Source organism: Corynebacterium pygosceleis, from assembly GCF_016595275.2.
In the GTDB taxonomy this organism is placed as follows: Bacteria; Actinomycetota; Actinomycetes; order Mycobacteriales; family Mycobacteriaceae; genus Corynebacterium; species Corynebacterium pygosceleis.
Genome location: NZ_JAENIQ020000005.1, coordinates 91,779 through 109,585, shown reverse-complemented (window position 1 = coordinate 109,585; position 17,807 = coordinate 91,779). Strand labels below are relative to the sequence as shown.

Annotated in this window: 17 protein-coding genes; 13 read left to right on the top strand and 4 right to left on the bottom strand. The window is 68.0% G+C overall.

Annotated elements, in window-relative coordinates:
- Positions 1 to 46: 46 nt before the first annotated feature.
- The 4 genes from JIM94_RS10420 (at position 47) to JIM94_RS10405 (ending at position 5,618) form a co-directional block, all read left to right on the top strand.
- Positions 47 to 1,942: an FAD-binding monooxygenase gene (locus tag JIM94_RS10420; protein WP_200250562.1), complete on the top strand. Its 1,896-nt coding sequence runs from the start codon at positions 47 to 49 to the stop codon at positions 1,940 to 1,942.
- A gap of 167 nt (positions 1,943 to 2,109) precedes the next feature.
- A complete protein-coding gene (locus tag JIM94_RS10415) occupies positions 2,110 to 3,279 on the top strand; it encodes an EfeM/EfeO family lipoprotein (protein ID WP_200250565.1) in 1,170 nt (389 codons plus the stop codon).
- Positions 3,276 to 4,556 carry an iron uptake transporter deferrochelatase/peroxidase subunit gene (efeB, locus tag JIM94_RS10410; RefSeq protein WP_200250566.1) on the top strand — a complete coding sequence of 427 codons (1,281 nt, stop codon included), beginning with the start codon at positions 3,276 to 3,278 and terminating at the stop codon, positions 4,554 to 4,556. Before JIM94_RS10415 ends, efeB begins: the two co-directional genes overlap by 4 nt.
- 57 nt (positions 4,557 to 4,613) lie before the next feature.
- Positions 4,614 to 5,618: a YeiH family protein gene (locus tag JIM94_RS10405; RefSeq protein WP_200250567.1), complete on the top strand. Its 1,005-nt coding sequence runs from the start codon at positions 4,614 to 4,616 to the stop codon at positions 5,616 to 5,618.
- A gap of 100 nt (positions 5,619 to 5,718) precedes the next feature.
- Here the strand turns inward: JIM94_RS10405 and JIM94_RS10400 are convergent, their stop codons facing one another.
- The 3 genes from JIM94_RS10400 to JIM94_RS10390 all read right to left on the bottom strand — a co-directional run bounded on the left by JIM94_RS10400 (position 5,719) and on the right by JIM94_RS10390 (position 9,410).
- Positions 5,719 to 7,050, bottom strand: a complete 1,332-nt coding sequence (locus JIM94_RS10400) for an MFS transporter (RefSeq protein WP_200250568.1) — start codon at positions 7,048 to 7,050, stop codon at positions 5,719 to 5,721.
- 47 nt (positions 7,051 to 7,097) lie between these two features.
- On the bottom strand, positions 7,098 to 8,411 hold the full coding sequence (locus JIM94_RS10395; RefSeq protein WP_200250569.1) for an AMP-binding protein: 1,314 nt from the start codon (positions 8,409 to 8,411) through the stop codon (positions 7,098 to 7,100).
- A gap of 399 nt (positions 8,412 to 8,810) precedes the next feature.
- The gene (locus JIM94_RS10390) at positions 8,811 to 9,410 is read right to left on the bottom strand and encodes a TetR/AcrR family transcriptional regulator (protein ID WP_248085902.1); all 600 of its coding nucleotides are present in this window, start codon (positions 9,408 to 9,410) and stop codon (positions 8,811 to 8,813) included.
- A gap of 382 nt (positions 9,411 to 9,792) precedes the next feature.
- Here JIM94_RS10390 and paaA point away from each other — a divergent pair, with 382 nt between their 5' ends.
- From paaA to JIM94_RS10345, 9 genes are read left to right on the top strand one after another with little or no spacing between them, the layout of a single operon-like run.
- The gene (paaA, locus tag JIM94_RS10385; RefSeq protein ID WP_200250573.1) at positions 9,793 to 10,794 is read left to right on the top strand and encodes a 1,2-phenylacetyl-CoA epoxidase subunit PaaA; all 1,002 of its coding nucleotides are present in this window, start codon (positions 9,793 to 9,795) and stop codon (positions 10,792 to 10,794) included.
- 47 nt (positions 10,795 to 10,841) lie between these two features.
- Complete coding sequence (gene paaB, locus JIM94_RS10380; RefSeq protein WP_200250575.1) at positions 10,842 to 11,132, top strand: 1,2-phenylacetyl-CoA epoxidase subunit PaaB; 291 nt, start codon at positions 10,842 to 10,844, stop codon at positions 11,130 to 11,132.
- A complete protein-coding gene (gene paaC, locus JIM94_RS10375; protein WP_410170859.1) occupies positions 11,129 to 11,956 on the top strand; it encodes a 1,2-phenylacetyl-CoA epoxidase subunit PaaC in 828 nt (275 codons plus the stop codon). Before paaB ends, paaC begins: the two co-directional genes overlap by 4 nt.
- A gap of 5 nt (positions 11,957 to 11,961) precedes the next feature.
- Positions 11,962 to 12,489 carry a 1,2-phenylacetyl-CoA epoxidase subunit PaaD gene (paaD, locus tag JIM94_RS10370; RefSeq protein WP_410170860.1) on the top strand — a complete coding sequence of 176 codons (528 nt, stop codon included), beginning with the start codon at positions 11,962 to 11,964 and terminating at the stop codon, positions 12,487 to 12,489.
- A gap of 1 nt (position 12,490) precedes the next feature.
- A complete protein-coding gene (gene paaE / locus JIM94_RS10365; protein ID WP_200250585.1) occupies positions 12,491 to 13,666 on the top strand; it encodes a 1,2-phenylacetyl-CoA epoxidase subunit PaaE in 1,176 nt (391 codons plus the stop codon).
- Positions 13,667 to 13,683: 17 nt separating this feature from the next.
- Positions 13,684 to 14,463, top strand: coding sequence for an enoyl-CoA hydratase/isomerase family protein (locus JIM94_RS10360; RefSeq protein WP_200250587.1), 780 nt, complete (start codon positions 13,684 to 13,686; stop codon positions 14,461 to 14,463).
- A gap of 46 nt (positions 14,464 to 14,509) precedes the next feature.
- Positions 14,510 to 15,751 (top strand): thiolase family protein, encoded by a 1,242-nt coding sequence (locus JIM94_RS10355; RefSeq protein ID WP_200250590.1) that lies wholly within the window; start codon positions 14,510 to 14,512, stop codon positions 15,749 to 15,751.
- A complete protein-coding gene (locus tag JIM94_RS10350) occupies positions 15,748 to 16,506 on the top strand; it encodes an enoyl-CoA hydratase/isomerase family protein (RefSeq protein WP_200250593.1) in 759 nt (252 codons plus the stop codon). Before JIM94_RS10355 ends, JIM94_RS10350 begins: the two co-directional genes overlap by 4 nt.
- A gap of 16 nt (positions 16,507 to 16,522) precedes the next feature.
- Positions 16,523 to 17,383 (top strand): 3-hydroxyacyl-CoA dehydrogenase family protein, encoded by an 861-nt coding sequence (locus tag JIM94_RS10345; RefSeq protein ID WP_200250602.1) that lies wholly within the window; start codon positions 16,523 to 16,525, stop codon positions 17,381 to 17,383.
- Here the strand turns inward: JIM94_RS10345 and JIM94_RS10340 are convergent.
- Positions 17,380 to 17,733, bottom strand: a complete 354-nt coding sequence (locus JIM94_RS10340) for a PaaI family thioesterase (protein ID WP_200250820.1) — start codon at positions 17,731 to 17,733, stop codon at positions 17,380 to 17,382. The genes JIM94_RS10345 and JIM94_RS10340 overlap by 4 nt on opposite strands.
- Between the last annotated feature and the right edge of the window lie 74 nt (positions 17,734 to 17,807).

Sequence of the window (17,807 nt, the reverse complement as noted above, 5' to 3'; positions counted from 1 at the left end):
GACCTCCGGCCACTCTGACCACGCCACCGACATCAGGAGAAACACCATGCAGTTCCATCACCACGGATACGTCTCCGGCGATCCCCGCCGTCACCCCGCAGCGGGCATCGGCCTCGACCGTCCGGACGAGTTGCCCGACACAATGGACGTTCTCGTCGTCGGCGCCGGTCCCGCGGGGATGATCACCGCGGCCCAGCTGTCCATGTTCCCGGACCTGTCCACCAGGATCATCGACCGCCGCCCGCACCGCCTCGAGGTCGGCCAGGCGGACGGCATCCAGGCGCGGAGCGTCGAGACCTTCCAGGCGTTCGGCTTCGCCAGTGAGGTCACCGACGAGGCCTACCGCATCACGGAAATGGCGTTCTGGAAGCCGGACCCGGCCAACCCGGACCACATCTACCGCGCCAACCGCGCGATCGACGACGAGGTCGGGATCTCCGAGTTCCCCCACCTCATCGTCAACCAGGCCCGCGTCCTGGACTACTTCGCCGAGTTCATGGACAATTCCCCGTCGCGGATGCGCCCGGACTACGGGTGGGAGTTCGTCGACCTCACCGTCGCCGCCGACCCCGACGCCACCGAGTATCCGGTCGAGGTCCGGCTGCGCCGCACCGGTGACGACAATCCGGACGCCGGTACCGAGCGCACCGTCCGTGCCCGCTACGTGGTCGGCTGTGACGGCGCCCGCTCCGGGGTGCGCCGGTCCATCGGCCGCAGGCTCGAGGGCGACCAGGCGAACCACGCCTGGGGCGTCATGGATGTGCTCGCCAGCACCGACTTCCCCGACATCCGGCTGAAGTGCGCGATCCAGTCCCGTTCCGGCGGCAGCATCCTGCTGATCCCCCGCGAGGGCGGGCACCTGTTCCGCATGTACGTCGACCTCGGCACCGTCACCGAGGAACGCAAGGCGACCATCCGGTCGACGACGATCGAGGAGATCATCGCGAAGGCCAACGAGATCCTGACCCCCTACAGCGTCGACGTCCGGCACGTCGCCTGGCACTCCGTCTACGAGGTCGGTCACCGGCTGACCGACAAGTTCGACGACGTCGACGACGGTGAGCGGACACCCCGCGTCTTCATCACCGGCGACGCCTGCCACACGCACTCCGCGAAGGCGGGCCAGGGCATGAACGTCTCGATGCAGGACGGTTTCAACATCGGGTGGAAGCTCGGGGCCGTTCTCTCCGGGACCTCCCCCGCCGAGCTGCTCCACACGTACTCGGCCGAGCGCCAGGTGGTGGCGAAGGATCTCATCGACTTCGACCGCACCTGGTCGACCCTCATGGCCACCCCTCCGGAGGAGTTCGACGACCCGTCCTTCCTCGAGGACTTCTACGTCAAGACCGCGGAGTTCCCGGCGGGCTTCATGACGGAGTACGCCCCCTCCCTCATCACCGGCGGCACCGAACACCAGGAACTCGCCACCGGGTACCCGGTGGGCAAGCGGTTCAAGTCCGCGGTCGTCAGCCGCGTCTGCGACACCAACCCGCTGCACCTGGGACACCAGGCGACCGCCGACGGCCGCTGGCGCGTGTACGTGTTCGCCGACGGCGCCCCCGCGGGGACACCGGATTCCCCGGTGGCGAAGTGGGCGGAGTGGATGGCCACCGATCCGGGTTCGCCCCTGGTGTCGGGCCCGAAGCCGGGGCCGGACGACGACAGCCTCCTCGATCTGCGGGTGATCTACCAGCAGCTCCACGCGGACATCCTCATCAATGAGGTACCGGGTGTGTTCTTCCCCGAGGTCGGGCCGTTCCGGCTCACCAACATGGAGAAGGTCTTCGGTGTCACCACCACCGACGACATCTTCACCGAACGCGGGATCAGCAGGGACGGTGCGGTCGTCGTCGTGCGGCCCGACCAGTACGTCGCGGCGGTCCTCCCCCTCGACCGTCCGGAGGCCCTCGGCGAGTTCCTCCGCCCGGTGTTCGGTGGCTGACGCCACCTCAACCTGAGACGCCCCGCCGGGATATCCCGGTGGGGCGTCGGCGCGTGGGCGGTGCCCCTCCCCGCCCCCACGGGTGACACACGGCGATGAGGTGTGCGTAACCTTGGGTGTGTAGAAGCTCTTCTGCCCCTCCTGCCGCCGAGAAAGTCCCGTGTCCCATGCAACGACGAGTCATCCCCCTGACCGTGACCATCCTGACGGGGGTCGTGTGTTCGACGACGGGCTGTTCGGGTGGGGACGCTCCCGACCGGGCCGCAGCTCCGTCACCGGGGGTGTTCACCGTCGCCGCGGGGGCCGGCGACTGCCGGATCAACGCGGACGCCGCGCGGACGGTACCGGTCGGACTCCTCACGTTCACGGTGCGCAATGACGGTGATGAACCGGTGGGCTTCACCGTCACCGCCCCGGGGGGTGCTGTCGTGGGGGAGGTCGTCGGGATCCCGCCCGACCGGTCCCGCACGCTGCTCGTCCGGGCCACCGAACCGGGTGAACACGTTCTCGGTTGTGCGCCGGACTCGGGCGCGGGCGCCGCGTCGGACACCGTGACGGTGACGGGCACCGCCCCGGGTGACGGAGACACCGATCCGGTCGCGGATGAGGCGTCGGCGAACTACCGCGCCTACGTGTCGGAACAGCTCGACGAGACCACGGTCGCGCTGACCGGTCTCAGGGACGTTCTCGACGACGGCCGCGATCTCGGGGAGGCCAGACGTCTGTACCTTGCCGCCCGTGTCCCCTACATGCGGGTGGCCCCGGCGGTGATGCCCGACGCGGGGCGTTTCGGTGTGTCCCCGGCACCACGTCGATCGGACATCGAGTCGGGTGAGTCCTGGGACAGGATGCACGCCCTGGAGAAGGATCTGTGGGGTCCCGGCGCCGGGATCAGCGACGACACCCTCACCACCGCGACCCGTCTCCTGGATGATGTCGTGGCGGTCCGGCGGGCCCTGGGCCCCGGGGATCACGTGACGGTGGAAACCGTCGCGGACCACGCCCAGGATCTCGTCGACCATCTCTCCGACGCGGGGATCCACGGCGAGATCGACGTGTACACCCGTACCGAACTCTCCGATTTCCGGTCGTCCCTCGAGGGCTCGCAGGCGGCCGTCGGATTCCTCGGACCGATCATCCGCGCCCGGGAACCGGACCTCATGCCGGCCCTCGACGGGGACTACGCCGCGCTGCGGGAGCAGCTGGCCGGCTACCGGCAGGGGGACGGTTTCGTCTCCTATGACGAGGTCCCGGTCCCTCAGCGACGGAAACTCTCGGACATGCTGGATGTACTTGTCGCACGGCTCGGTTCCGTGCAGGAGGTGGTGGCACGATGAGTCAGGACGGAAAGAGCGGCGGGCGACGTCCGTTGAGTCGGCGCGGTTTCCTGGCGGGTGCCGGGATCGGCGTCGGTCTCGGCGCCGCCGGGGCGGTCGGTGCAGACAGGTTCACGGGTTCCGGCGACGGGGATCCCGCCGGTGGAGAAGACGCCCTGATCGTCCCCTTCAATGGTGCACACCAGGCAGGCATCACCACCGCGCAACAGGAGCGCATGTATTTCGTCGCCCTCGACGTGGTGACCGACAGCCGGGAGGAGCTGCGCGATCTCCTGCGGACCTGGACGACGATGGCCCGCCGGATGTCGCGGGGGCTCGAGGCTGAACCCGAGGGATCGGTCGGGGTGGACCGGGACACCGTCGCCACCGACACGGGCGAGGCGGTGGGGTTGCGTCCGGCACGCCTGACCGTGACCGTCGGTTTCGGCCCGTCACTGTTCGACGAACGTTTCGGACTCGCACCGGCCAGGCCGGAGGAGCTGGAGGATCTCCCCCGGTTCCCAGGGGATCAGCTCGATGAGCGGATTTCGCGCGGTGACCTCTGCATCCAGGCGTGCGCGGATGATCCGCAGGTGGCGGTGCACGCCGCCCGGGTCCTGGTCAAGGCCGGCAGCGGGCTCGTGACGGTCAGGTGGGCGCAGCTCGGTTTCGGGCGCACCGCGTCGACGTCGATCGAGCAGGGGACGCCCCGCAACCTCTTCGGGTTCAAGGACGGAACGGCGAATCTGAAGAACGAGTACACCAACCTGATCAACGAACACGTCTGGGTCCACGACGGCTCCTGGATGGACGGGGGTTCCTATCTCTGCGCGCGGCGGATCCGCATGCTGCTGGAGAACTGGGACCGGCAGACCCGCCGCGAGCAGGAGGAGGTGTTCGGGCGGACCAAGGACGAGGGTGCCCCGCTCGGCCGGGAACACGAGGAGGATCCGATGCCGTTCAACGAGTGGCACGGCACCGACGGCCCGCTCATCCCCGCGCACGCCCACTCCCGGCTGGCGAGTGCACCGGCGAATGACGGTGCCCGGATGCTGCGGCGGGGGTACAACTTCGTCGGTGGCGTCGACGACTACGGTCACCTCGACGCCGGCCTGTTCTTCATCGCCTTCGTCGCGTCCCCACGGGATGATTTCATCACCGTCCAGTCGAATCTCTCCCACCACGACAACATGAATGCCTTCGTCCGTTACGAGAGTTCCGCGATCTTCGCCTGTCCCCCGGGCCCGGTCGACGATGACGACTGGTGGGGTCGGGGGCTGTTCGATCAGACCGCCTGATCGGTCATCCGTCCGTGGCGGGCGGTGCTGCAGGCCTGCCACGGCTAGGGTTGTCTCATGAATAAAACCCGTGCACTGCTACCCGGGCTGTCACTCTGCCTGGTGGGTGCCGCCGCGTCCTTCCTCCTCGACGCCCTCATCGAAAAGACCACCGGGATCAGTGTTCTCCTTCTGGTGGCGATCATTCTCGGGAGTGTGGTCGGCAACGTCTGGGACGTCCCCGACAGGATGCGTCCCGGTGTCGTCGTCACGTCGAAGACGGTACTCAAGGTCGGCGTCGCGCTCCTCGGTCTCGCCGTGCCCGCGGCCACGGTGTTCGCGCTCGGTTGGCCGGTTCTGCTCGCCGCGGTCCTCACCGTCGTGCTGGGTTTCACCGCGACGGTGGCCCTCGCGCCGGTGTTCGGCCTGCGGCGGCAGCAGGCGCTGCTGATCGGTGCCGGTTGCTCCGTCTGCGGGGCGGCGGCGATCGGGGCGGTCGACGGGGTGCTGACGAAGAAGCGGGAACACGAGTTCGTCACCGCGATCGCGGTCATCGCGCTGCTCGGCACGATTCTGCTCACCGTGGCACCGGCTCTCGGCCATCTGGCCGGGTGGGGTCCCCACCGGGAGGGCGTCTTCATCGGATTGAGCGTCCACGAGGTCAGCCAGGTCGTCGCGGCGGGCGGTATCGCGGGTACCGCGGTTCTGCCGATCGCGGTCACCGTCAAACTCGGGCGGGTTCTCCTCCTGGCCCCGATGATCACCGTGCTCTCCGCGCTGGAGCGGCGGCGGGTGGCGGGAGAGACGGAGGGGGCGGAGGTCCGGTTGCCCCCGTTGGTTCCGGCGTTCGTCGCCGTGTTCATCGTTCTGGTGCTCGCCCGGACGTTCCTGCCCCTGCCCGGTGGCCTGATCGACGGGATCGGAACCCTCCAGCACTGGATCTTCGCGGCGGCGATGTTCGCGCAGGGCACCGGCGTCACGGTCGCCACGGTCCGGGCGGCCGGTGCGAGGCCCTTCCTCTTCGGCCTGGCCGTCACCGTCGTCGTCGTGGCCGTCGCGCTCCTCGCTTCGTTCGTGGTCTAGTCGTCCCCGGAAGTTCTCTCTCCGGGGACGGGAGACCGGCCCCGGAGAACGCGTGTGTCCCGGTGGACACCGCTTCGGTTCCGGGGCCGGTGGAAGGGGATCAGTGCAGGTCGCACTTCTCCACCCTGGGGTTGACCATGCGGACACCCCACAGGGAGAACAGCGAGATGACGATGAGGTAGACGCCGATGGACATCGACGTTCCGGTCTCGTTCAGCAGGAGCTGCGCGATCATCGGGGCGAAGGCACCACCGATGATGGATCCGGCGGCGTAGCCGATGGAGATACCGGAGAGCCGGACCTTGGCCGGGAACATCTCGGCGTAGAGCGCGGCCTGGGGGCCGTAGGTGGCGCCGAGGAGCTGACCGAGGATGACCACCGCGAGTCCGAAGAAGAAGACGTTGGCGGTGTCGATCATCATCCACATCGGGATGGCGAACAGGGCCATGATGATGTACCCCCAGGTGAACACGTTGCGCCTGCCGAGCCTGTCGGACATCGCACCCCAGAGAATGGTTCCGACGGTCCAGGACACGGCTCCGGCCAGGGAGATGAACAGCACCGTCGAGCGGGGCATCCCGAGGACCTTCGCACCGTAGGAACTGAAGAAGGCGATGGCCAGGTAGCCGGCGGCGTTGTCTGCGGCGAAGATCATCGCGCAGAGGATGACGGGCTTCTTGTGTCCGGAGAACAGGACCTTCAGCGGTGCGGAGGATTCCTTCTGGAGTTTCTCCAGTTCGGCGAACACCGGGGATTCCTCGCACATCTTCCGGATCAGGTATCCGATGATGATCATCACAACGGAGGAGAGGAACGGGATGCGCCAGCCCCAGGCCTCGAACTGTTCGGGTGTGGTGACTGAGGTCAGCACCAGCATGAACAGGGTCGCCAGAATCATGCCGCACGGCACACCGACCTGGGGGAAGGAGCCGAAGTAGCCGCGACGGTGGACGGGAGCGTGCTCGACGGCGAGAAGTGCGGCGCCGCCCCACTCACCGCCCGCGGAGAAGCCCTGCAGGAGGCGCAGGCCGATGAGCAGCAGGGGGGCCGCCACACCGATCTGCTCGTAGGTGGGCAGGAAACCGATGGCGACGGTCGCACCTCCCATGCCGAGGAGGGTGAGGGTGAGCACGAACTTCCGGCCCTTCCGGTCGCCGAGGTGCCCGGCGACGACGGCGCCGAGGGGTCGGACGAGGAAGGACAGGCCGAGGGACGCCCAGGAGATGATCTGCGCCAGGGTCGGGGAGTTGTTGCCTGCGGGATTGAAGAACTGGGACGCGAAGATGAGACCCGCGGCCTGTGCGTAGATGAAGAAGTCGAACCACTCGACGGTGGTTCCGACCATCGAGCCGGCGAGGACCTTCTTGTGTTCCTTTGTCAGTGGACCGGAGAATGAGTTCTTGGGTTGCCCGGTCGTGATGTTGGTCGTCATGTGGTGGGGCCTTCCTGGCGGGTGGGGAGGATCGTCACGGCGGGTGATCAGTCCCTGGGTCGGTTGTCTACGAGACGCTTGGCTTTTCCTTCACCGCAGTCGACGTGGTCGTGGATCTCCACGATGACGCTGATTCCGATCCGGTTCTTGATCTGCCGGACGAGGTGGGCCCTGGACTGTTCCTTCTCCTCGGTGGTGCGTCCGGGCGAGGACTCCACGAGGAGACGCAGTGCGTCCATGCGTCCCTTGCGCTCGAGCACGCACTGGTAGCGGGGCCGCAGGTCCGGGTCTTCGGTGATGAGTTCCTCGAACTGGCTCGGGAAACAGTTGACGCCGCGGAGGATGATCATGTCGTCGTTGCGGGCGGAGATGCGCTCGAGGCGGCGCATGGAGCGCGCGGTTCCGGGAAGCAGTCGGGTGAGGTCGTGGGTGCGGTAGCGCACGACCGGGAAGGCCTCCTTCGTCAGCGGGGTGATGATGAGCTCCCCGAACTGGCCGTCGGGAACCGGCTGGAGGGTCTCCGGGTCCACGATCTCCGGGTAGAAGTGGTCCTCCCAGAGGGTCAGTCCGTCCTTCGTCTCGACGCATTCCTGGGCGACGCCGGGGCCCATGATCTCGGAGAGTCCGTAGATGTCGGTCGCGTCGATGCCGAGTCCGTCCTGGAGTTCACGACGCATGCCCTCGCTCCAGGGTTCCGCACCGAAGATGCCGTGGGTGAGGGAGGTCGTGGCGGGGTCGATGCCCTCCCTGCGCATCTGGTCGAGGACGTTGAGCATGTAGGACGGTGTCGCCATGATCGCGTCGGGCTTGAAGTCCTGGATGATCTGGATCTGGCGTTCGGTCATTCCGCCGGAGGTCGGGATGGCGGTGGCGCCGAGCTTCTCGACACCGTAGTGCGCCCCGAGTCCACCGGTGAAGAGGCCGTAGCCGAAGGCGACCTGGACCTTGTCGCCGGGGCGGACACCTCCCGCCCGCAGGGACCTGGCGACGAGGTCGGCCCAGGTCTCGATGTCCCTGCGGGTGTATCCGACGACGGTGGGGAGCCCGGTGGTGCCCGAGGAGGCGTGGACACGGACGAGTTGGTTGCGTCCCACGGCGAACATGCCGAAGGGGTACTCGGCGCGGAGGTCGTTCTTGTCGGTGAACGGGAAGAGCGCGAGGTCGGCCAGCTCACGGAAGTCGTCCGGGTGGACGCCCTTCTCGTCGAAGGCGCGGCGGTAGTGCGGCACGTTGTAGTAGGCGTGGCGCAGGGTGTTCTTGGCGCGGGCGGTCTGGAGTGCGGTGATCTCGTCGCGGGAGGCGAACTCGATCCCGGTCTCGGGTCCGTGGTTCGCGGAGGTGATGTCGTACAGGGAGGTCACAGGCGATTCTCTTCTCTGGGTGGGGGGATCTTCGGCGGGGATCTGCCGCAGATCGTCAGATGGAATCCCCCGCTGCACCGACGGAGGTGCCGTAACGGTGGGCTGCGCGGGGACGGGGGCGGGTGTCCGGGTATCCGGTGTCTGGGTGTGAACCGGCGACCCTATTTACCGACCACCTGGTCAGTTTGTGTGACCCACGATACATAGGCGGCGTGATGCAGACCACTGATTTGGCGGAAATTCCCGAATGGTCCACAAAACCACCCCCGACCGAACGTTCGCCACGGCAGCCCAAATGAGCTTTCAACTGGGGCTAACCTAAATCCGTCGGGGAACACAGCCACCCCCGCATCCGACCGATCCACGAATCCACAGATGACAGCCGGTTGAAAACCGGATTCAGGAACGGGGGACGAGACCGCCGAACGCCATCTTTCCGGTCAGCTCGGCCAGCTCCGCCGGAGACAGGTGACCGTCCGGCCGGTACCACTCCACCAGGGAGTTGACCATGCCGAACAGGAGGCGGCCGACCGTCGCCGGGTCAACGTCGGCACGGAGATCACCGTCCGCCTGCGCGCCCGAGACGAGATCGACGACCGTGCGCGTGTACTCGCGCCGACGGTCCATGGCCCGACGTTCGACATCGGAGTTCCCCCGCAGCCTGAGGAGCAGTGTCACGTAGGGGGCCTCGGCGCACAGCGCGAGGGTCGTCCCCCGCACGAGCAGACGCAGCCGCTCCATGTCACCGCCCTCACACGTCCCGACCTCGTCGATGACCCCGCCGAGGGTGTCCAGTGCGCGGTCGAGAGCCTCGTCGAGCAGCTCCTCCTTGGAGGAGACGTGGTGGTAGAGCGCGGACTTCGTCACCCCCAACCGGTCGGCGAGCGCCCCCATGGAGGTCGCCTCATAGCCCGCCGCGTTGAAGGCGTCCACCGCGGCACGGAGGATGTCCTCGCGCGAGTACCCGGGACGCCCCCGTCCCGACACAGGTTCCGGCACAGTCCGACTCCGTCGCATCCCGTCCACCTTCCAGTCCCGCCGTCGACACACTCCACCTGTGACCAGCGTATTGAACGGCGGGGGCAACCACCAACAGGCGGGTCCGCACACGGGCACCACCCCCGCTTACGGACGCCGGGACGCTACGTGAACCAGGGGGACGGGGGTGAGTCGCAGATCACAGAATCCATTGACACAGATCACACCCGTTCATATACTGACCGAACGATCAGTTTTTCACACATGCAACCGTCGGGCACCGGCACCAGCCATCTGACCGCCCCGCTCCAGCGGCTCCGCCGCACCGTCACCCGCAGCCGTCCGAGCGACCGCAGGCCCAGCCCCGGCCCCGGACACTACGGGCCTCCCAGAGGAGAACACCGTGACATCCCCAGCCCCCACCCGTTCCAGCACCGACAACCCCGCCACCGATGTCGAGGGCCAGCGCCACTTCGACAGCATCATCGCGGAGGACTCCCGCATCGAGCCCACCGACTGGATGCCGGACGGATACCGGCGCACCCTCACCCGCCAGATCTCGCAGCACGCGCACTCGGAGATCATCGGCATGCAGCCCGAGGCGAACTGGATCACCCGCGCCCCCTCCCTGAAACGGAAGGCCATCCTCATGGCCAAGGTGCAGGACGAGGCCGGTCACGGTCTCTACCTGTACTCCGCGGCGGAGACACTCGGCACAGGTCGCGATGAACTCGTCGATCAGCTGCTCACCGGACGCGCCAAGTACTCGTCGATCTTCAACTACCCGGCGCGCACCTGGGCCGACATCGGGGCCATCGGCTGGCTCGTCGACGGAGCCGCGATCTGCAACCAGGTCCCCCTCTGCCGCTGTTCCTACGGTCCCTACGCCCGGGCGATGATCCGGGTGTGCAAGGAGGAGTCCTTCCACCAGCGCCAGGGGTGGGAGATCCTCTACTCCCTGTCCCACGGCACCCCGGCGCAGAAGCAGATGGCGCAGGAGGCGATCAACCGCTTCTACGGTCCCGCACTCCAGATGTTCGGCCCTCCGGACGACGACTCCCCCAACTCCCGGCAGTCGATGGAGTGGAACATCAAGCGCTTCTCCAACGACGAGCTGCGCCAGCGTTTCGTCGACATGATCGTCCCCCAGGCCGAGGCTCTCGGACTCCACTTCGAGGACCCCGACCTGAAGTGGAACGAGGAACGCGGCCACTACGACTTCGGCGAGCTCGACTGGTCCGAGTTCAAGTCCACCATCCGGGGATCCGGCCCGTGCAACGTCCAGCGTCTCCAGCGGCGCCGACAGGCCTTCGACGACGGCGCGTGGGTCCGTGAGGCCGCCGCCGCCTACGCGGAGAAGACCGCCGCGTCGGGTCCCGCCGAACGCGGCCTCCACGTCGCCTGATCCCCTCTCTGACCCCCTACAACCAGCCCAGACGAAAGAAGCACACCATGTCCGACTCCGCCACCTGGCCCCTCTGGGAGGTCTTCGTCCGTTCCTCCCGGGGTCTGTCCCACGTGCACGCCGGTTCACTGCACGCACCCGACGCGACGATGGCACTGCGCAACGCCCGGGACCTCTACACCCGACGCAACGAGGGCTCGAGCGTCTGGGTGGTCCCGTCCGACGCGGTCACCGCCTCCGACCCGGACGCGAAGGGCGGGTTCTTCCAGTCCGCCCAGGGCAAGAACTACCGGCACGCCACCTACTACACGCGCAGTGAAGGGGTGAAGCACCTGTGAGCACACCGAACACCGACACCGCCACGCACCACTGGATGGGTGACGCCATCACCGCCGAGGACATCCAGGCCTCGGGCGCGGTCGCCACGGACGCCGTCGCGCGCTACGCCCTCACGCTCGGGGACGACTCCCTGATCCTCGCCCAACGACTCGGCTGGTGGGTCTCCCGTGCGCCGGAGATGGAGGAGGACATCGCGTTGACGAACATCGCGCTCGATCTCCTCGGGCACGCCCGCTTCCTCCTGTCCTACGCAGGCACCGCCTGGGACAAAACGGAGGATGAGCTGGCTTATTTCCGGGACGAGGAGGAGTTCCGCTCCTGCCGCCTCGTGGAGCAGGAGAACGGCGACTTCGCCCACACCATCGCCCGGCAGCTGATCTTCTCCTACTACGCCTACGGTCTCTACACCCGCCTGCGGAACTCCACGGACGAGACGCTCTCCGCCATCGCGGAGAAGGCCATCAAGGAGGTCGAGTACCACGTCGACCACTCCAGTCAGTGGCTCATGCGTCTCGGTCACGGCACGGAGGAGTCGCACCGCCGGATGCAGGCCGGGCTGAACTACATGTGGCCCTACCTCGATGAACTGTTCGAGGATCTGCCCCTGCACGCGGAACTCGGGGACATCGCGGTTCCCCCCTCCACGCTGCGGGGGGAGTTCGACGAACGGATCGCCCACATCATCGCCGAGGCCGGACTCGAGATCCCCGACTATCCTCAGGCCCGGTCCGGGCAGCGCTCCGGACGGTACTCGGAGCACCGTGGCTTCATCCTCGCCGAGATGCAGTGGCTCGCCCGTCAGCATCCGGGTGCGACCTGGTGATCACCGTGTCCACCACACACCCGGCACATCCACTGCGCCCGACCGATCCGTCAGCCGCCCACCTGTGGGACGTCGCCGCGACCGTCCCGGATCCGGAGATCCCCGTGATCTCCATCGCCGATCTGGGGATACTGCGTGGCGCACGCTTCGACGGGGACACCCCGGTCGTCGTCATCACGCCGACCTACTCGGGGTGCCCCGCGATGGGCACGATCACCGCGGACGTCACCGCCGCCGTGACCGCCGCCGGCCACCCGACCCCGCGCATCGAGACGGTGCTCCGGCCCGCCTGGTCCACGGACTGGATCACCGAACTGGGCAGACAGCAGCTGCGGGAGTACGGCATCGCTCCTCCCGTGGCGCGTGAGCGCAGCTCGGGCCCCATCCCGATCACCCTGACTCCCGCGATCCGGTGTCCGCACTGCGGATCGATGAACACCACAGAATCCAGCCACTTCGGCTCCACCTCGTGCAAGGCGCTCTACACGTGCCGGGACTGCCGGGAGCCGTTCGACTACTTTAAGGGGCACTGACTTGTCCACCACCACCGGAACCAGACGGAAGACAACCTTCAACCCCCTCGAGGTCACGGAGATCCGGCGTCTGACGGAGGACTCCGTCGAGGTGACGTTCACCGTTCCCGAACATCTCGCCGACGACTACAACTACGTCCCCGGCCAGTACGTCGCACTCCGGGCGGACATCGACGGCCGCGAGGTGCGACGCTCCTACTCCATCTGCGACATTCCCCGTCGTGGCGTGATCCGGGTGGCGGTGAAGAAGACACCGGGCGGCGTGTTCTCCACGTGGGCCAACGAGGAGCTTCAGCCGGGGACGACGATCGACGTGATGAACCCGCAGGGGGCGTTCACCTCCAGGGTGCACACGACCTCCATGAATGATCCGGAGGGGATCGCGGAGCGGGCCCGGGACACCGAACGCAGGACCTCGGGGGCGACCCACCTGGTCGCCGTCGCGGCGGGCTCCGGGATCACACCGATCATGGCGATCGCGCAGACGGTGCTCGCCGCGACCGATGACGCCACCTTCGAGCTCGTCTACGCCAACAAGGGGTCGGGTGACGTGATGTTCGCCGAGGAGCTCGGCGATCTCAAGGACCGCTACCCCACCCGCTTCGCGGTGCACCACGTCCTGTCCCGCGAGAGCCGCGTGAACCCGCTGTTCTCCGGGCGCATCGACGCCGAGAAACTCCGGCTGCTGCTGGGACACGTCCTGCAACCCGAACACGTCGACGAGTGGTTCCTGTGCGGCCCCTTCGAGCTGGTGCAGCTCTGCCGGGACACACTCGGCGATGTCGGGGTCGATGCCTCCGACGTCCGTTTCGAACTGTTCACCACGGGCCAGTCCACCTCCGGCCCGCAGCCGGGGCAGACCGGTCGTGCCGTCGAATCCGATCCCGACGGCGACAACTACGCCATCGAGTTCCGGTTGGACGGACTGAGCGGCACCGTCGAGTCCCCGAAGTCCGCACGGGAGACGATCCTCAACGCCGCACTACGGAAGCGTCCCGACGTCCCCTTCGCCTGCGCCGGCGGTGTCTGCGGAACCTGCCGCGCGAAGGTCGTCGAGGGCGAGTACGAGATGGACGAGAATTTCGCCCTCGAACCCGACGAGGTCGAGCGCGGATACGTGCTGACCTGCCAGACACGGCCCACCACGGATTCCATCACCGTCGACTACGACGCCTGACACTGCGAGGACAACCAATGATCGAACTCGAGTTCCACGGCCCCGGCAATGGCGTGGCCGTGATCACCCTGAACAACCCGAAGGCGATGAACGCCCTCGACTCCGCTGCGGTCGGTGACCTCTCCGACGCCTACACCCGCGCCGCGGACGAGGGTGTCCGTGCCCTCCTGCTCCGTGGGGAGGGACGGGGATTCTGCGCCGGGCGCAACATCGTGGGCATCGATCCCGCCACCGACGACGCCACCGCCTACCTGGACGGGGAGGTCACTCCGCTGCTGAAGCAGATGGCCGCGTTCCCCGCGCCGACGTTCGCGGCGGTCCAGGGCGCGTGCCTCGGGGTCGGGCTGGGGCTCGCCCTGGCGACCGACATCGTCTACGTCGCCGATGACGCGAAGATCGGGTCCCCCTTCGCCAACCTCGGCGCGACCCTCGATTCGGGCGGGCACTGGCTGTTCGTCGAACGGTTGGGGCCGCACCGGGCGATGGATCTCATCGTCACCGGTGACCTGATGAGCGGTGCCGAGGCCGTCTCCGCCGGCCTGTTCTCCCGTTCCGTCCCCGCCGGAGACCTGGACTCCTTCACCCGCGCCGCCGCCGAACGCGCCGCCACCGGCGCGACGAAGGCGTTCCTCGCCTCCCGCGAGCTGGTCCGTGCGATCCGCGACGAGCGGATCGGTCTCTGGGAGTCCGTCCACGCGGAGAACATCGCCCAGGGGGAACTCTGCTCCTCCGCCGACTACGCCGAGGGATTCGCGGCGTTCAGGGAGAAGCGGCGTCCCACCTTCCACGGGCGCTGACCGCCCCGCCCCGTCACGCACCGCCAGCCCGAACCCAGGAGAAACCATGACCGCACCACACCATGACGGAACCTCCGCCGATTCCGCATTCATCGTCACCGGTAGACGCACCCCCGTCGGCCGCTACGGCGGCGCACTGTCCACCGTCCGGCCCGATGACCTCGCCGCACTGTGCATCCGCACGGTCGTCGAGGAGGCGGGCATCCCACCGGAGGCCGTCGACGAGGTGATCCTCGGCAACGCCAACGGTGCGGGCGAGGAGAACCGGAACGTCGCCCGGCTCGCATGGCTGCTCGCCGGCTACCCGGACAGCGTCCCGGGGATCACGGTGAACCGGCTCTGCGCCTCCGGGATGTCCGCCGTCACACTCGCCGCCACCATGGTCCGCGCCGGGGACGCCGACATCGTCGTCGCCGGCGGCGTCGAGTCGATGTCCCGCGCCCCGTGGGTCATGGCGAAACCCGAAAAGCCGTTCGCCAAACCCGGGGAGATCACCGACACCTCCATCGGGTGGCGGTTCACCAACCCGGTGCTCGCCGCCCGGGACAAGGCGACGTTCTCCATGCCGGAGACCGCGGAGGAGGTCGCCCGCGTCTGCGGGATCAGCCGCGCCGACGCCGACGAGTTCGCCGCACGGTCACAGCAACGGGCCGCGGCCGCCATCGAGGCGGGGCACTTCGACGACGAGATCGTCCCGGTCGAGATCACCGGGCGCAAGGGCGCGGTGACGGTGTTCGACACCGACGAGGGCCCGCGCCCGGGCACCACCACCGAGGTGCTCGCCCGTCTGAAGCCGGTCGTCGCCGGCGGTGAGGTCGTCACGGCGGGCAACAGTTCCTCGCTCAACGACGGTGCCTCCGCGGTGCTGGTGTGCTCCGGGCGTGCCCTCGAACGTTTCGGTCTGACCCCGCGTGCCCGGATCGTCGGCGGGGCATCCGCCGGTGTCGCACCGGAGGTCATGGGGCTCGGCCCGGTACCGGCGACCCGGAAACTCCTCGACCGAATCGGTTGGGACATCGGCGATCTGGACGCCGTCGAGTTGAATGAGGCGTTCGCCACGCAGTCGCTGGCCTGCATCCGTGATCTCGGACTGGATCCGGAGATCGTCAACGCGTGGGGTGGGGCGATCGCGCTCGGTCACCCCCTCGGGTCCTCCGGGTCCAGGATCGCCATCACCCTGCTGAACCGGATGGAGCACGAGGGCGCCCGGCGCGGCCTGGCGACCATGTGCATCGGCGTCGGACAGGGCGCCGCCCTCGCCCTCGAGCTGTGCGGGGAGGACCGATGACCTACACCACACTGGACGTCCGGACCCGCGCCGACCGCCTCGTCGTGGCGATGAACCGCCCCGAGGTGCGCAACGCCATCGACGACCGGATGGTCGCCGAACTGCACCAGCTGTGCGGGGAACTGGAACGCGAACCGAAGATCCTCATCCTCACGGGAACCCGGGTCGACGGGCGCGGGATCTTCGCCTCCGGCGCGGACATCGGCCAGCTGAAGGAGCGCTCCCGTGACGACGCCCTGCGGGGCATCAACTCGGCGATCTTCAACCGCATCGCCGCGCTCCCCATGCCGGTCATCGCCGCGTTGGACGGTTGGGCGCTGGGCGGCGGCGCGGAACTCGCGCTCGCCGCCGACTTCCGGATCGCGACCCGGCACCTGAAGTTCGGGCAGCCGGAGACTGGTCTGGGCATCATCGCCGCCGCCGGTGGTCTGTGGCGGCTGAAGGAGATCGTCGGTCCCACCGTGGCCAAGGAGATCCTGCTCGCGGGCCGGATCCTGGACGCCGGGGAGGCACTGGACCTGCATCTGGTCAGCGAGGTCGTCGAGGACCCGGACGGGCTGATCGACGCGGCCGATGCACTCGCCGACCGGATCGCGAAGCAGGATCCGCTGGCGGTGCGCCTGTCGAAGCAGCTGTTCGACATGCCTGCCTCGGCGCACCCCGCCATCGACAACATCACCCAGGCCATCTGTTTCGAATCCGAGCAGAAGCACGCCCGTATGCAGGCGTTCCTCGATCGCCGGAACAACAAGTAGTCAAAGGAACCCCTGAATGAACACCACACCACGTACCCCGAACCGCGTCGGCGTCCTCGGCGGCGGGCGCATGGGCGCGGGCATCGCCCACGCCTTCCTCGCCGCAGGCAGCGACGTCACCGTCGTCGACATCAACGATTCCGCCGCCGAGGCCGCACGGCAGCGGATCGAGAAGGCCGTGAACGGCTCCATCGAGCGCGGCGCCGAGGGGCCGGCGTCGGCGTGGCTCGACCGGTTGACGTGCGGCACCGACCACGCGACCTTCGCCGACTGCGACCTCGTCGTCGAGGCGGTCCCCGAGGACCCCGCCCTCAAGGCCGACGCCTTCGCCTCGATCCGGGCGCACGCCCCGGACGCGGTCATCGCGACGAACACCTCGTCACTGTCCGTGACGGAGCTGGCCGGCGCCGTCGACGGCTCCGGCAACGTCATCGGACTGCACTTCTTCAACCCGGTCCCGGCGTCGAAACTCGTCGAGATCGTGGTCGCGGACACGACCGACGATGAACTGGTGGACACCGCCCGCGGCTGGGTCGAGGCCCTGGGCAAGACCCCGGTCGTGGTCCGGGACTCCCCCGGGTTCGCGTCCTCGCGTCTCGGTGTCGCCATCGCTCTCGAGGCGATCCGCATGGTGGAGGAGGGCGTCGCCAGCCCCCGCGACATCGACGCCGCCATGGTGCTGGGTTACAGGTTCCCGGTCGGGCCGCTGGAGCTGACCGACATCGTCGGCCTGGATGTGCGCCTCGGTATCGCGGAGTACCTGCACTCTACGCTCGGTGACCGCTTCGCCCCGCCGCAGCTGCTGCGGGACATGGTCGCCCGGGGCGAGTACGGGCGGAAGTCCGGTAAGGGCTTCTACGACTACTCCGGAAGCTAGTCCCGGGGTTCGATGATCGCGTTGGTCACCCGGATCGTGGAGAGTCTCTTCCCCTCGTCGTTGAGCACCACGACCTCGTAGGTGGCCAGGGTCCGGCCCAACCTGATCGCGGTCGCCGTCGCGGTGGCGTAGCCGCTGACACCGGAGCGGTGGTGGGTGGCGTTGATGTCCACCCCCACGGCGACCTTGCCGAAGGAGGAGGCGTAGATCAGGGCACCCCATCCGGCCACCGCCTCCCCCAGCGCGATCATCGCACCGCCGTGGAGAACCCCGTGGGACTGCCGGTTTCCGTCGACCGGGATCCGGGCGACGACCTTCTCGGCGGACTGTTCCAGCACCTCGATACCCATCTTCCGGTCGAACTCACCGGGTGTGATGGTCCAGATCTCGTACTGCTCGCTCACCAGGTTCTCCTTTTTTCCTC

Bases quoted from the DNA above. Each gene is read 5' to 3' on its own strand.
- JIM94_RS10420 (WP_200250562.1), top strand. From the start codon at position 47: ATGCAGTTCCATCACCACGGATACGTCTCCGGCGATCCCCGCCGTCAC.
- JIM94_RS10415 (WP_200250565.1), top strand. From the start codon at position 2,110: ATGCAACGACGAGTCATCCCCCTGACCGTGACCATCCTGACGGGGGTC.
- efeB (WP_200250566.1), top strand. From the start codon at position 3,276: ATGAGTCAGGACGGAAAGAGCGGCGGGCGACGTCCGTTGAGTCGGCGC.
- JIM94_RS10405 (WP_200250567.1), top strand. From the start codon at position 4,614: ATGAATAAAACCCGTGCACTGCTACCCGGGCTGTCACTCTGCCTGGTG.
- JIM94_RS10400 (WP_200250568.1), bottom strand. From the start codon at position 7,050: ATGACGACCAACATCACGACCGGGCAACCCAAGAACTCATTCTCCGGT.
- paaB (WP_200250575.1), top strand. From the start codon at position 10,842: ATGTCCGACTCCGCCACCTGGCCCCTCTGGGAGGTCTTCGTCCGTTCC.
- JIM94_RS10360 (WP_200250587.1), top strand. From the start codon at position 13,684: ATGATCGAACTCGAGTTCCACGGCCCCGGCAATGGCGTGGCCGTGATC.
- JIM94_RS10355 (WP_200250590.1), top strand. From the start codon at position 14,510: ATGACCGCACCACACCATGACGGAACCTCCGCCGATTCCGCATTCATC.
- JIM94_RS10350 (WP_200250593.1), top strand. From the start codon at position 15,748: ATGACCTACACCACACTGGACGTCCGGACCCGCGCCGACCGCCTCGTC.
- JIM94_RS10345 (WP_200250602.1), top strand. From the start codon at position 16,523: ATGAACACCACACCACGTACCCCGAACCGCGTCGGCGTCCTCGGCGGC.
- JIM94_RS10340 (WP_200250820.1), bottom strand. From the start codon at position 17,733: ATGGGTATCGAGGTGCTGGAACAGTCCGCCGAGAAGGTCGTCGCCCGG.